The organism is Photobacterium sanguinicancri, assembly GCF_024346675.1.
Lineage (GTDB): Bacteria > Pseudomonadota > Gammaproteobacteria > Enterobacterales > Vibrionaceae > Photobacterium > Photobacterium sanguinicancri.
Genome location: NZ_AP024850.1, coordinates 3,332,365 through 3,346,934 on the forward strand (window position 1 = coordinate 3,332,365; position 14,570 = coordinate 3,346,934).

11 protein-coding genes and 1 rRNA gene are annotated in these 14,570 nt (G+C 45.2%); 4 read left to right on the forward strand and 8 right to left on the reverse strand.

Annotated features, from left to right (window positions below; translation table 11 throughout):
- Positions 1 to 82 precede the first annotated feature (82 nt).
- The 7 genes from OCU87_RS15250 to cysG all read right to left on the reverse strand — a co-directional run bounded on the left by OCU87_RS15250 (position 83) and on the right by cysG (position 9,275).
- A 16S ribosomal RNA gene (locus tag OCU87_RS15250) occupies positions 83 to 1,625 on the reverse strand.
- Positions 1,626 to 2,364: 739 nt separating this feature from the next.
- Entirely contained in the window at positions 2,365 to 3,108 is a 744-nt protein-coding gene (gene cysQ / locus OCU87_RS15255) for a 3'(2'),5'-bisphosphate nucleotidase CysQ (RefSeq protein WP_261857507.1), read from the reverse strand.
- A gap of 19 nt (positions 3,109 to 3,127) precedes the next feature.
- Positions 3,128 to 3,748, reverse strand: a complete 621-nt coding sequence (gene cysC / locus OCU87_RS15260) for an adenylyl-sulfate kinase (protein WP_094957217.1) — start codon at positions 3,746 to 3,748, stop codon at positions 3,128 to 3,130.
- 25 nt (positions 3,749 to 3,773) lie between these two features.
- Entirely contained in the window at positions 3,774 to 5,501 is a 1,728-nt protein-coding gene (locus OCU87_RS15265; protein WP_261857508.1) for an SLC13 family permease, read from the reverse strand.
- A gap of 4 nt (positions 5,502 to 5,505) precedes the next feature.
- The gene (gene cysN, locus OCU87_RS15270; RefSeq protein WP_062691700.1) at positions 5,506 to 6,936 is read right to left on the reverse strand and encodes a sulfate adenylyltransferase subunit CysN; all 1,431 of its coding nucleotides are present in this window, start codon (positions 6,934 to 6,936) and stop codon (positions 5,506 to 5,508) included.
- 10 nt (positions 6,937 to 6,946) lie between these two features.
- A complete protein-coding gene (gene cysD, locus OCU87_RS15275; protein WP_261857509.1) occupies positions 6,947 to 7,855 on the reverse strand; it encodes a sulfate adenylyltransferase subunit CysD in 909 nt (302 codons plus the stop codon).
- 13 nt (positions 7,856 to 7,868) lie between these two features.
- Positions 7,869 to 9,275, reverse strand: a complete 1,407-nt coding sequence (gene cysG / locus OCU87_RS15280) for a siroheme synthase CysG (RefSeq protein WP_261857510.1) — start codon at positions 9,273 to 9,275, stop codon at positions 7,869 to 7,871.
- Positions 9,276 to 9,683: 408 nt separating this feature from the next.
- Here cysG and OCU87_RS15285 point away from each other — a divergent pair, with 408 nt between their 5' ends.
- The 3 genes from OCU87_RS15285 (at position 9,684) to OCU87_RS15295 (ending at position 12,887) form a co-directional block, all read left to right on the forward strand.
- Positions 9,684 to 11,648 (forward strand): bifunctional 2',3'-cyclic-nucleotide 2'-phosphodiesterase/3'-nucleotidase, encoded by a 1,965-nt coding sequence (locus OCU87_RS15285; protein WP_261857511.1) that lies wholly within the window; start codon positions 9,684 to 9,686, stop codon positions 11,646 to 11,648.
- Between the two features lie 88 nt (positions 11,649 to 11,736).
- The gene (locus OCU87_RS15290; protein WP_094957222.1) at positions 11,737 to 12,318 is read left to right on the forward strand and encodes a Crp/Fnr family transcriptional regulator; all 582 of its coding nucleotides are present in this window, start codon (positions 11,737 to 11,739) and stop codon (positions 12,316 to 12,318) included.
- 107 nt (positions 12,319 to 12,425) lie between these two features.
- Complete coding sequence (locus OCU87_RS15295) at positions 12,426 to 12,887, forward strand: GNAT family N-acetyltransferase (protein WP_062691688.1); 462 nt, start codon at positions 12,426 to 12,428, stop codon at positions 12,885 to 12,887.
- A gap of 99 nt (positions 12,888 to 12,986) precedes the next feature.
- Here OCU87_RS15295 and OCU87_RS15300 read toward each other — a convergent pair whose 3' ends face one another.
- Complete coding sequence (locus tag OCU87_RS15300; RefSeq protein WP_261857512.1) at positions 12,987 to 13,682, reverse strand: LysM-like peptidoglycan-binding domain-containing protein; 696 nt, start codon at positions 13,680 to 13,682, stop codon at positions 12,987 to 12,989.
- A gap of 136 nt (positions 13,683 to 13,818) precedes the next feature.
- On the opposite strand from OCU87_RS15300, the gene OCU87_RS15305 reads away from it, so the two are divergent.
- Positions 13,819 to 14,439, forward strand: coding sequence for an FKBP-type peptidyl-prolyl cis-trans isomerase (locus OCU87_RS15305; RefSeq protein WP_062691685.1), 621 nt, complete (start codon positions 13,819 to 13,821; stop codon positions 14,437 to 14,439).
- Positions 14,440 to 14,570: the final 131 nt, after the last annotated feature.

The following is a 14,570-nucleotide window of genomic DNA, read 5'->3' on the forward strand; positions in this document are numbered from 1 at the left end:
TTCATTAGCGCTTTCGCTATTTCTAAAACTAATTTACCAAGCAATCTGTGTGGACACTGCATCAAACAAGCAGTCTATCGTTTAAGGAGGTGATCCAGCCCCAGGTTCCCCTAGGGCTACCTTGTTACGACTTCACCCCAGTCATGAACCACACCGTGGTAAACGCCCTCCCGAAGGTTAAGCTATCTACTTCTGGTGCAGCCCACTCCCATGGTGTGACGGGCGGTGTGTACAAGGCCCGGGAACGTATTCACCGTGGCATTCTGATCCACGATTACTAGCGATTCCGACTTCATGGAGTCGAGTTGCAGACTCCAATCCGGACTACGACGTACTTTCTGGGATTCGCTCACCATCGCTGGTTGGCAGCCCTCTGTATACGCCATTGTAGCACGTGTGTAGCCCTACTCGTAAGGGCCATGATGACTTGACGTCGTCCCCACCTTCCTCCGGTTTATCACCGGCAGTCTCCCTGGAGTTCCCACCATTACGTGCTGGCAAACAAGGATAAGGGTTGCGCTCGTTGCGGGACTTAACCCAACATTTCACAACACGAGCTGACGACAGCCATGCAGCACCTGTCTCAGAGTTCCCGAAGGCACTAAGCTATCTCTAGCGAATTCTCTGGATGTCAAGAGTAGGTAAGGTTCTTCGCGTTGCATCGAATTAAACCACATGCTCCACCGCTTGTGCGGGCCCCCGTCAATTCATTTGAGTTTTAATCTTGCGACCGTACTCCCCAGGCGGTCTACTTAACGCGTTAGCTCCGAAAGCCAGGACTCAAGGTCCCAACCTCCAAGTAGACATCGTTTACGGCGTGGACTACCAGGGTATCTAATCCTGTTTGCTCCCCACGCTTTCGCATCTGAGCGTCAGTCTTTGTCCAGGGGGCCGCCTTCGCCACCGGTATTCCTTCAGATCTCTACGCATTTCACCGCTACACCTGAAATTCTACCCCCCTCTACAAGACTCTAGTCTGCCAGTTCAAAATGCTGTTCCGAGGTTGAGCCCCGGGCTTTCACATCTTGCTTAACAGACCGCCTGCATGCGCTTTACGCCCAGTAATTCCGATTAACGCTCGCACCCTCCGTATTACCGCGGCTGCTGGCACGGAGTTAGCCGGTGCTTCTTCTGTTGCTAACGTCAAACGGCAACGCTATTAACGTTACCGCCTTCCTCACAACTGAAAGTACTTTACAACCCGAAGGCCTTCTTCATACACGCGGCATGGCTGCATCAGGGTTTCCCCCATTGTGCAATATTCCCCACTGCTGCCTCCCGTAGGAGTCTGGACCGTGTCTCAGTTCCAGTGTGGCTGATCATCCTCTCAAACCAGCTAGGGATCGTCGCCTTGGTGAGCCATTACCCCACCAACTAGCTAATCCCACCTGGGCTAATCTTGACGCGAGAGGTCCGAAGATCCCCCTCTTTGGCCCGTAGGCATTATGCGGTATTAGCTATCGTTTCCAATAGTTATCCCCCACATCAAGGCATATTCCCAGGCATTACTCACCCGTCCGCCGCTCGTCAGCAAATTAGCAAGCTAATTCCTGTTACCGCTCGACTTGCATGTGTTAGGCCTGCCGCCAGCGTTCAATCTGAGCCATGATCAAACTCTTCAATTTAAAGTTTTTGATGGCTCAATGAATACTGATTGAATATCGATAACTAGAAGCTAGTCATGATATTCGAATTGACTGTGCCAAAGCTTAAGTAAACTTAAGTTTTGTATTGGTCACTCAGTTCATTGATGCCAAATTCATTGTCACTTAAAAAGTAACAATGAACAGTTTTGACTATTCATTTCACGAGTGCCCACACAGATTGCATGGTCAAATTGTTAAAGAACATTCAGCGCAACACTTCGTGCTGGCTAGGCTGCGTATACTACGCTACCAAACTTTTCAGTCAAGCGTTATTTTAAATTAATTAAAACCGCTTAGATACTGAGGATAATAAACCAACAAATCAACTTTTAGCCAACTCACCAGAACATCATCAAGATGCCATCATTTATCATCACTAACAAGAGCAAAATAAGCTCATTTCAATCAAGAAAAAGTTAAGAACACCTTACCGACATGTTATACACAACTTATGAATAACTTATTCATCCGTTGTATTCCCTGTCGATGGAGCGGCATTATAGGGAGTCCACACTAAAGCACAACCCTTTTATTGAACTTTCAGGGCGAATGCTGCTTTTAGACACTAAAAGCAGCAAAAGAACACGAAAACCCATCAATAAGGGCATCGAACTACTTTAGGGGCATCTAAAAAGTTAAGTAGGATCTAGTGTAGTTGATAAAAATAGCGCTCGTAGCACTAAATCTCGCTCTTAAGTAAGACTAAGAGCGATAGTATTTAGGCTGCCTTTACAAGGAAGGAGGGATTTAATAGATTTTCTCTGTGGTAACTTAGTGCCGTACCATCCAACATACTGACATGAGCTCCAGCACTGACAGCTACGCAGTGACCTGCCGCTGTATCCCACATCATCGTTGGACCTAAACGAGGGTAATACTGCGCCCGCCCTTCCGCAACAAGGCAAAACTTTAGTGATGAACCCACTTCGGCTAACTTATGCTCTCCCAGCTGCTCTAAGAAAGTAGCTAAATCAGGGCTGGGGTGAGAGCGGCTTCCTACAACCGTCGGAACAGATGCTGTTTTTACCTTAATGGCATCGCGGCTAACTTTTGTTTGAAGCCATGCAGTTTTACCGTCAGCTAACCACGTTTTATCTAACGCAGGAGCATGTACAACAGATAGTACTGGTACACCTTTATCTATTAGTGCAATGTTAACCGTGAACTCACCGTTCTTTCGAATGTATTCTTTAGTGCCATCCAGTGGATCCACCAGCCAAAATGTCTCCCACGATTGGCGATCTTTCCATTCAATGTGAACAGACTCTTCCGATAGAATGGGAATATTAGGCGTCAAGCTGGTTAATCGATCAATAATGATGGCATTCGCAGCAAGATCGGCTTCTGTTACAGGGCTTGAATCCGCTTTTTCTTTTACTTCTATATTGCTGTGATAGCGTATCATGATGGCATCTCCTGCCGATAACGCAATTTCAACGATCGATTCTAGCAATGCTTTCACCTATGACTTCTCCTTTATTCTATGAAATAACATTATGGCGCTTTAACGCTTGAATACATGCTTCCACTGACTCAGCAACTGTCTGCTCACCAGCATTCAAATGTATTTCAGGTTTCAGCGGAATTTGATATTCAGAATCTATGCCCGTGAACTGGCTAATTTCGCCTGCCCGCGCTTTTTTGTACAAGCCTTTAGGATCTCGCTTCTCGCATTCAGCTAATGAAGTATCAACATAGACCTCAAAGAATGCATCATCACCAACCAAATCTCTGACCATTTCCCTCTCTTCTCTATGAGGCGAGATAAAAGCAGATAAAACAATTAATCCAGCATCAACCATTAAGTTAGCAACTTCACCAATCCGACGTATATTTTCACGACGGTCTTGGCTTGAGAAACCCAAATCACGACACAGCCCATGCCGCACATTATCACCATCCAAAAGGTAAGTGTGATAACCCAACTCGACTAACCTATTTTCCAATGCGCCAGCGACGGTAGATTTACCCGCTCCACTAAGACCAGTAAACCATAGTACGCAAGGTGTTTGATTCTTTTGTTGAGCGCGTTGCTGTTTAGCAACGTGGTGTTGATGCCACACGATGTTACTTGAATCTTCCATTTGCACATCCGTAGACATATATAAGACTCCATTCTGTCTGTCGTTAAAAAGGAAACAGCACAGGGATCAAACCAAGCACTACGATGGAATACACTATCGAGAGCGGCAGACCAATCCGTACATAATCTTTAAGTTGATAATTTCCTATGGTGTAAACCAATAAATTAGTTTGATACCCATAAGGAGAGATGAAACTCGCACTGGCACCAAACAAGATAGCCATAATAAAAGGCATAGGATCTGCGCCAGAACTAACTGCAAGGCTATAAGCAATAGGAAATGACAACGCGGCGGCGGCATTATTCGTGACAAGTTCAGTCAAAATAAGGGTAAGTAGGTATACCGCAATTAAAGCACCGTAAAGTCCCCAGCCGTTTAACGCGGTCATGAAAAGGTCGCCAATACGTTCAGATAACCCACTGGACATCATTAACTGGGCCAATGACAGCGCAGAACCAACAATCACGACAATATCAATAGGAAACCGGCGACGAAGTTCAGCAAAAGAGATGATGCCAACAGCAACGAGTAATAGTAAGTAACCAGCCAACCCTTTAATAATTGGAAAACCGCCCAGTAGTGCTCCAGCAATAACGGTCATAAAGCCCAATAAAACCGCGATGCTTTTCTTTCTATCTAAACGAGCACTGGAATCAAGCCCATTAACCAAGACAAATTCACGATTAAGTTGCTGCTTGTTTGCATGGAAGCTTTTCCCCGGCACTACCACCAGCGTATCTCCAGCATGTAGTTCTATATTGCCTAAGCCCCCCGCTAAACGCTCATGTCCACGGCGAATTGCCACAACAACGGCATCAAATCGCTCCCGAAACTTCACGCTTTTTAAGGTATTACCTCGAATACCAGCAGAGTGACTCACAATAACCTCCATCATGGATTGCCCATTCAGGTGGTGCTGTCCAAAGAGTTGTAATCCGTCTATTTCTTGCAGTGTGGTGACACTTTCCACATCACCACAAAATAATAAACGATCACCCGCCTGTAGTTGTGTGCTTGGACACACGGGCGCTATGGTTTGTCCGTCTCGAATCACCTCAGCCAAAAACAAACGTCGCAAGGCACGTAAACCATTTTCAGCAACTGACTTGCCCACCAACGGAGATAAAGGTTCTATTTTGGCTTCTAAAAAATACGGCAATGCATCTTGCTGACCATCATCGTTACTCGGTAGGAAGTAACTGAGCGGGATCACAATCAACATACCTGTAACCAAAACTGCCAGACCAATTAAAGTAGGAGCAAAAAAATTAAGACTCGGCAGACCCGCATCTTCAACAAAACTGTTGATGATTAAATTCGTTGAAGTCCCAATGAGAGTCAGTGTTCCACCAAGAATAGCCGCATATGATAAGGGAATGAGTAGCTTCGATGGCGCATGTCGTTGATTACGCTTAATGGCACCAATTAAAGACACCACCACGGCGGTATTATTGGTAAAAGAAGAGAGAAGGGCCGTCGATAATCCGAGTTTAGCAATCACGCTAGACTGGCCTCCTCGGGAGATCTGTTGGCCAACCCAGCTAATCAAGCGCGTTTTCTCTAACGCAATGGAAACAAGGATCAGCAACACCAAGGTTAATAGTGATGAATTAGTAAAATTGCCAGCCAACGTCACCAAATCAATCATATCAGTTTGATAACCAATAAAAGCAGCCCCAGCAAACAAGTATGCGGGTTTGATTCGCGTTGTTAATAGACAAGTCACAATCACCATTAACATGGCAAGCACAATGCCTTGCTCCCAGTTCATCCGGCTACCTCAGCTTACTGATATCTTTCGCATCCCAATGTGGGAAGTGTTTGCGAACTAAAGCATTAAACTCCAATTCAAAAGCACTCACATTCGTTGCTTTCCTACTATCAGCATCTTGCACTAATGCTTCTCGGATCATTCCTGCGCCAACGGTAACATTGGTTAAGCGATCGATAATAATAAAGCCACCAGTATCCGTACTTTGCTGATAACCATCGACCGCGATAGATTCAGTCAACACGACTTCACACAAGCCAATACCATTAAGTGGCAGCACATCAGTCGCAAATGTATCAAGGTTATTAATATCAACTTGATGACGAATAGCCTGAACAGAGCCGACTGTTTTCTTACCTGCAATTTTCATATCGTACTGGCGACCAACCTCTAGTGGCGCCTCTGCCATCCAAACAATATCAGCTAGAACACGATCACTGAGTTGTACCTCATCATTAGCGGCGACAATGGTATCACCACGGCTGATATCGATTTCATCAGCCAGTGTCAGCGTGATTGCCTGACCGGGATAAGCTTCAGGTAAGTCACCGTCAAAAGTAACAATACGCTCCACGACCGATGCTTTACCCGATGGCAGCACTTTCACCGCATCACCAGCCTTGATCGTTCCTGTTGCGACTGTACCCGCAAATCCTCGAAAATCGAGATTCGGACGATTCACATACTGCACAGGAAAACGTAACGCTTCCCCTTCGCGCTCCTGACCAAAATCGACATCTTCAAGCAGTGTTAATAACGAGTCCCCGCTATACCATGGTGTTTTATCACTTAAGCTCACCACGTTATCCCCTTCAAGAGCCGATAAAGGCACCAACTGAATATCGATATTGCGGTTAAGCTTTTGTGCAAAAGCGAGATAATCCTCTTTTATCGACTCAAAGCGCGCTTGCTCGAAATCAACCAGATCCATTTTATTAATCGCAACCACAAAATGACGGATACCCAATAAGCTGGCGATATAAGAATGACGACGCGTTTGATCTAACACCCCTTTACGGGCATCAATAAGAATGACTGCGACATCACAGGTCGATGCGCCCGTTGCCATATTGCGGGTGTACTGCTCATGCCCTGGCGTATCCGCAATAATAAACTTACGCTTTTTAGTTGAGAAATAACGATAAGCAACATCAATCGTGATCCCTTGCTCTCGTTCCGCTTGTAGACCATCCACCAGCAAAGCGAGATCCGGTTTATCACCCGTTGTTCCCACCTTTTGGCTATCAGTGTGAATAGCCGCTAGTTGATCTTCATAAATTTGGTGTGAATCATGGAGCAAGCGCCCTATTAACGTACTCTTGCCATCATCAACGGAACCACACGTTAAAAAGCGCAGCAATGATTTGTTATGGTGCTGATCAAGGTAAGCTTCGATGCCTAGCTCAGCCACTTGTTGTTCAATAAGACTATTCATCACTCTTCCCTTAGAAGTAACCTTGGCGTTTTTTCAATTCCATCGAACCTGATTGATCATGATCGATAGCTCGCCCTTGTCGTTCACTCGATGTCGCTACCAGCATTTCTTCAATAATACCTGGCAAGGTATTGGCTTCAGATTCAATAGCGCCAGTGAGTGGGTAGCAACCCAAGGTACGGAAGCGCACACTTTTATGTTCAATCGCTTCTCCAGGTTCTAGTTTTAATCGATCATCATCAGCCATAATCAACATCCCATCACGCTCAACCACAGGGCGAACCTCAGATAGGTATAGAGGCACAATTTCGATATTTTCTAAGTAGATGTATTGCCAAATATCGAGTTCTGTCCAATTGGAGAGTGGAAAAACTCTAATACTCTCACCCTTGTTGATTTGACCGTTATACGTTTTCCATAATTCTGGGCGTTGATTTTTAGGATCCCAGGTGTGGTTTTTATCGCGAAACGAATAGATTCGTTCTTTAGCTCGTGACTTCTCTTCATCACGACGTGCGCCCCCAAATGCCGCATCAAAACCATACTTATCTAACGCCTGCTTAAGCCCTTGGGTTTTCATAATGTCGGTATGCTTTGATGACCCATGTGTAAACGGCCCTACCCCCATCGCCATCCCTTCAGGGTTTTTGTGTACTAACAGGTCAAAACCGTATTTTTTTGCGGTGCGATCACGAAACGCAATCATCTCGCGAAATTTCCAGTCGGTATCAACATGCAACAACGGAAACGGGATTTTGCCGGGATAAAAGGCTTTACGAGCCAAATGCAACATCACCGATGAATCTTTACCGATGGAATACATCATTACTGGGTTATCGAACTCAGCAGCGACTTCACGGATAATATGCATACTTTCCGCTTCAAGCTGCTTGAGATGAGTTAATCGTTTCGGGTCCATCACTCTCTCCATGCTAAAGACTGACCACTGATCGTGGCTCTGGTTGAACGTCCTGATTGCCAAACCAACGTAGTTTTTCTGATAATGTCACGACCTCGCCCACCACTATCAACGATGGGGAAGCCGCATTTTTTGCGAGCTCAGCCAGTTCACTTAGCTGACCTTTAAAAATTTTCTGATTCTTCTGAGTGCCACGCTCAATAATGGCGATTGGAGTGTCAGCCTCGCGGCCATGTTGCAGTAGCTGTTGCTGAATGTAGCTCGATTTCATCAAGCCCATATAAATAACGAGAGTTTGCTTACCCCGCGCCAAAATAGACCAATCAAGGGGATCACTTTCCGATTTGGTATGGCCAGTAATAAACATCGCTGTTTGTGCATAATCGCGATGGGTCAGCGGAATCCCAGCATACGCTGTCGCCCCAGCAGCAGCCGTAATACCCGGCACAACCTGAAACGGAATACCAGCATCAACTAAAACCTCCAGCTCTTCCGCACCACGGCCAAACATAAAGGGGTCACCCCCTTTTAACCGCACCACTCGTTTACCTTGTTGAGCATATGCGACGATTAATCGATTAGTTTCTTGCTGCGGCACACTGTGAAAACCCGCACGCTTGCCCACGCAGACAAGTTCTGCATCACGGCGTACTAAATCCATAATTTCATCCGACACTAAATAGTCGTACAGCACCACATCCGCTTGCTGCATTAACTGCAAAGCACGCAGTGTCAACAAACCTGCATCGCCAGGACCTGAACCGATAAGTGAGACGCCACCTTGCGGCTGCATCGTCTGTGATAAACGGATCAACTCATTTTCCGCATCTTGTTTTTTACCCGTAGCAACTAGCTGTGAAAAACGACCCTCGAAGGCCTGCTCCCAAAACAAACGACGCGTAGAAAAATCAGAAATAGTCCGTTTAAGGCGATCACGAAAGCGACCTGCGATGGTTGCCATCGCCCCTATGTGGTGTGGTAATAACACTTCAATTTTTTCACGTAATAAACGCGCAAGAACGGGCGCTTTACCCGAAGAGGAGATCGCGACCACTATCGGTGAACGATCAATAATAGAAGGCACTATAAAACTGCAACGCTGGGTATCATCCACCACATTCACCAGCACTTGGCGCTGATTAGCCGATTGATACACTAAAGCATTAAGTGCTTTACGCTCAGTCGCGGCAATGGCGAGGAAAATGCCATCAAGCAATTCAGGAGAAAACTCAGCAGCAACGTGGGTAACTTGCAGATTGATCACCGCCGCTTGAAAATCTGCGTTCAACTCTTCCGCGACCACACGAACATCTGCGCCCGCCTTTAGCAACATCTGAGTTTTACGCCATGCGACAGTATCGCCACCCACCACGACACACGGTCGGTGCTTTAAATCTGCAAAAATTGGCAAGTAGTCCATGTCTGCGCCCTCTTTCATTCCTATTAAGAGCACTATAGACACAGCTCGATATTACCTGAAATTCTAAAATTGTATTTTTTATTCCAAAAAGTTTGGTTCAGATAAGGAAATCAAAAATGGGAGAGTAGACACAATAAATTAACTGTAATTCGGGTAAAAAAGGCGGCAAATGTGCCTAATTGGAATGATGTGGCACTTTCACTAGTTCTTTTGGATGTAACTTATGCTGTTTTTTTCTTAAATAGCACAGGCGTCATCTAGACCTAAAATAAGAACTGCTGATGAGATAACATTTATCGCACTTAAAGTGAGAGTTACAGCACATTAAAGTAAGAATCAAACTTTCACTCGACATGTTTTTTGATACCTTAGCCGAGCTTTTCCTAACTCACTTTCTTGGAGTAAATCATGAAATTATCTGCCAAGCCTCTTACTATTGCGGTATTAGGTGGTTTATTGACAATGGCTGGTCCTGCAACGGCAGAAACCATCAAGCTACGTATTCTTGAAACCACCGACATTCACATGAATGTGATGGACTTTGACTACTACAAAGATAAGCCAACATTAAAAACAGGCTTAGTTCGTACAGCAACATTAGTAAAAGAAGCGCGTGCAGAAGTGACCAACAGCCTATTGGTTGATAACGGTGACTTACTTCAAGGTAGCCCTATGGGCGACTACATGGCTGACAAAGGCATTAAAATGGGTGAAATCCACCCTGCTTATAAAGCCATGAATCAGCTAGATTACGAAGTGGGCAATATTGGTAACCACGAATTCAACTATGGCTTAGAGTTTTTGAAAAACTCAATTGCGGGTGCAAACTTCCCGTATGTAAATGCCAACGTTGTTGATATCAAAACAGGTAAAAACCTCTTCACGCCATACATCATCAAATCACACACGTTAAAAGATACCGATGGTGTTGAGCACGAAGTAAAAGTGGGTTACATCGGTTTTGTACCACCACAGATCATGATTTGGGATAAGAAGAACCTTGAAGGCCGCGTTGATGCGCTAGATATCAAACAAACAGCTGAAAAGTATGTTCCACAAATGAAAGCAGAAGGCGCAGACATTATTGTTGCGATCCCTCACTCTGGCATTTCTACGGATCCTTACAAAGTTCAAGCAGAAAACTCAACATACTACTTAACAGACGTTAAAGACATTGATGTCATTGCTTTTGGTCACTCTCATGCCGTATTCCCGAGCAAGAGCTTTGCCAATGTTCCAGGCGCTGATATCGAAAAAGGTACTATCAATGGCGTTGCTGCCGTTATGCCTGGCCGCTGGGGTGATCACCTAGGTGTTGTCGATCTTGTGCTTGAAAAAGAAGATGCAGGTTGGGAAGTAAGCGATGCGAAAACCGAAGCTCGCCCAATTTTTGATAAAGAAAAGCGCGTAGCATTGGTTGAAGCTGACCAAAAAATGGTGAAAGCCATTGCTGACGATCATGATGCAACCCGTACTTTTGTGAATCAACCAATAGGTAAAGCTAGCGATGTCATGTACAGCTACCTTGCCTTGGTACAAGACGATCCAACAGTGCAAATAGTTAACCTTGCGCAAAAAGACTATGTAGAACGCTTTATTCAAGGTGACCCAGACTTAGATGGCATCCCAGTCCTTTCTGCTGCTGCACCGTTTAAAGCAGGTGGCCGTGGTAACGATCCAACAAACTTCACTGAAGTAGAGTCAGGCCAACTAACGTTCCGTAACGCAGCTGACCTTTATCTATACCCAAATACGCTTGTTGCAATGAAGGTAACCGGTAAAGAAGTCAAAGAATGGCTTGAATGTTCAGCGGCGCAATTTAACCAAATTGATGTCAACAGCACTGCACAACAAGGCCTAATCAACTGGGATGGTTTCCGTACCTACAACTTTGATGTCATTGATGGCGTAAACTACGCAATCGACATTTCACAGCCAGCCCGTTACGACGGCGACTGTAAATTAGTTAATGCCGATGCAGAGCGTATTCAAACATTAACCTTTAACGGTAAGCCGGTAGATCCAAAACAAGACTTCATCATTGCCACCAACAACTACCGTGCATACAGTGGTAAATTTGCGGGTACCGGTGAGAAGTTTGTCGCATTTGCATCACCAGATGAAAACCGCACAGTACTGTCTGACTACATCAGCCGTGTAAGCAAAGAAAAAGGCCAAGTGATCCCAAGTGCCGATAATAACTGGCACTTTGCACCACTGAAGAGTGACAAAAAACTAAACGTTACCTTTGAAACATCACCAACAGACAAAGCGGCGGCGTTTATTAAAGAGAAAGGCGTCTACCCGATGACAAATGTCGGTTCAGACAAAGTAGGCTTTGCGATTTACCGTATCGATCTACAAGCAAAATAACCCTCAAGCTCTATAAATAAAGACCGTCGCTTTTGCGGCGGTTTTTTTTGTTATGCTACCAACACCATCACTTTTCAATGAGTTCAGCATGAAAGCAGCATTGCACCAATTTTTACTGCAATTTGGGTTAAGCGATGAAGACGCTCAAGCCGTTACAGCACAAGCAACACCACTGGAACTACCTACTCGCCATATTTTGATCCACCAAGGTCAAACCGCGGAACACTTTTACTTTTTAGCGGAGGGCGTATGCCACGCGTGCTACTTAACGGAAGAAGGCCGCGCTTTTAGTAAAGAGTTCTACTGGGAACAAGAAACCATTATCGGTTTTGAAGCGCTAACCACTCATGGTCATTCGCCATTTTTACTTGAAACGCTTGTCGCCAGTCGCATCTTAGCCTTGCCAATTCGTTTACTCGAACAATGGCGTACCCAGCAGCACCCTTTATATACAGCCTTACTCGAACGCCAGCTCACCTTCAAAGAAAACAAAGAGCGCTTCATGCTGATGTATAGTCCAGAGGAACGCTATCGATTATTTGCCAGCAACTTTGCACTGCTGGATGTACAGATCACAGATAAACAGCTCGCCTCTTATTTGGGGATCACAGCCACCAGCCTCAGCCGAATAAAAGCGCGGCAGGATGAAGATAAAGGCCTAAAAAAATAACATCAAAAAATAACTATTTGAGTAGAACGATTATAAATAAAATATCACCACTATTCATAATAATGACTAGCCTTGAAAAGCCAACCTTGAAGAGATGAGAATACCGTATGCAATGGCACTGTTTACCGTTTGAACAACTGACGACCCACCAACTGTATGATCTACTAAAAGTACGTGTTGATGTCTTTGTGGTAGAGCAAAATTGCCCATACCACGAATTAGATGAACATGACCGTCACCCAGATACGCAGCACTTATTGGCTTACGATAATGATCAGTTAGTGGCGTACTTACGCCTTCTACCTCCAGGTGTGACTTACGACAATGTCAGTATTGGACGAGTATTAACGACAGGTCATGCTCGAGGAAAAGGCTTGGGGCATAAATTATTAACGCGGGCATTAGATGCCGCACAAGTGCAATGGCCAGATCAAACCATTGATATTGGCGCCCAAGACCACTTGCAAGCGTATTACAAGGGCTACGGCTTTAGCGCGATATCCGAGATGTACTTAGAAGATGACATTCCGCATATTGATATGCGTTTAGAAAAAGCAATTACTCGCTAACACTATTAAGTACCATCTTATTAAAACGAACAAAGCCGCATTATGCGGCTTTGTTATCGGTAACCTCTGTTGCCCTCATATCAAGAACACCTAACGTCCCTACTTACCTCGCGAAAAGCTACCATCAGACAAACGGTAATACATCACAGATTTACCACTGGTAGTTTCAATTTGAATCGCATCAAGATTACCCGTGGCCGTTTGCTTATAACGGATCCATTGACCCGATTTAATTCTACTTAGTGGCTTATCTTTCCCCTCAATTGCAGCTACAGCATACAAGTCAGAGAGTGGCAGTGACTTTTCACGGAAAATATTCGCCAATGTCTGCCCTTGCTGAATTTGATAGCGCTGCCATTCAAGCGAAAGCGCTTTCGTGCTAGTTGAAGCAACGCTGCTTGTTTTCTCAGATTGAATACTCACTGTTTTAGGCGTCGATGGTGATGCAGGTTCTGCCCGCTTCACTCGTTGCGGCGATACGGGTTCCGAGCGTTCGCCAATCGGTTCTGGCGCACTTTCCCCTAAATTTAACGTCACTTCGCGACGAACACTGTCCGTCTCGGGTTCAACTGTCATGCTAGGGCTACTGGGTAACAGCAGTAATAGCACCACCACAGGCACTAAAACGGTTAATGCTCGACGATGTAATGTCGGTAACTTAGCCCATCGCCCACGGATCGGAGCAAGTGCAGTCAGGCCTTTATCCTTTAGCGCAGAAAGAACCGCACGATCAAACTGCCATTCTGGCAGCTTAAATTCGCTTTTTTTCTTTGAACGGCGTCTGGCCTGTCCCATAACTAACTCTCCATAACGAATACAGCAAAACACATCTACGACGTAAAAAAGGTGACAATTATTAACAACAGTTTACCCGTAAGGGTCGAAACTGGTATCCTGCTTGCCTTATTGACTCTAATTAAGAGATGACAACATGTCTGACGTTAAACTAGATACAGTTGAAACTAAAGCAAGCTACGGTATTGGTCTACAAATGGGCCAACAGCTAGCACAAAGCGGTCTTGAAGGCCTAAACGTTGCTGCGATCGCTAAAGGTATCGCAACTTCTCTAACTGGCGACATGCCAGAAATCGAAGTTGATGATATCAACAACGCGCTTCGCGATCTTCACACTCGTGCAGAAGAAGCACGTGCAGAGCAATCAAAAGCAGCTGCTGCTGACGGCGAAGCTTACCTAAAAGATAACGCACTACGCGAAGAAGTTACAGTAACTGAATCTGGTCTTCAGTACGAAGTTCTTGTTGAAGGTAACGGTGAAATCCCAACTTCAGACAAGCAAGTACGTGTTCACTACCACGGTCAACTAACCGACGGTACTGTATTTGACAGCTCTGTAACTCGCGGTCAACCTGCTGAGTTCCCTGTAACTGGCGTTATCGCTGGTTGGGTTGAAGCTCTACAAATGATGCCTGTAGGTTCTAAGTGGAAACTACACATTCCACAAAACCTAGCATACGGTGAACGCGGTGCGGGTGCAGCTATCCCTCCATACGCAGCACTAGTATTCGAAGTTGAGCTTCTAGATATCCTGTAAGTTACCCGCTAACTTTCAGTAATAAAACGGCGCGCTTGCGCCGTTTTTTGTATGTGCTGTAACCCTCTATAGCTATAGCACTTTTTAGTGAATTTATTTGCTACGAGTGCCACATTCTCCACTAGGCTTAA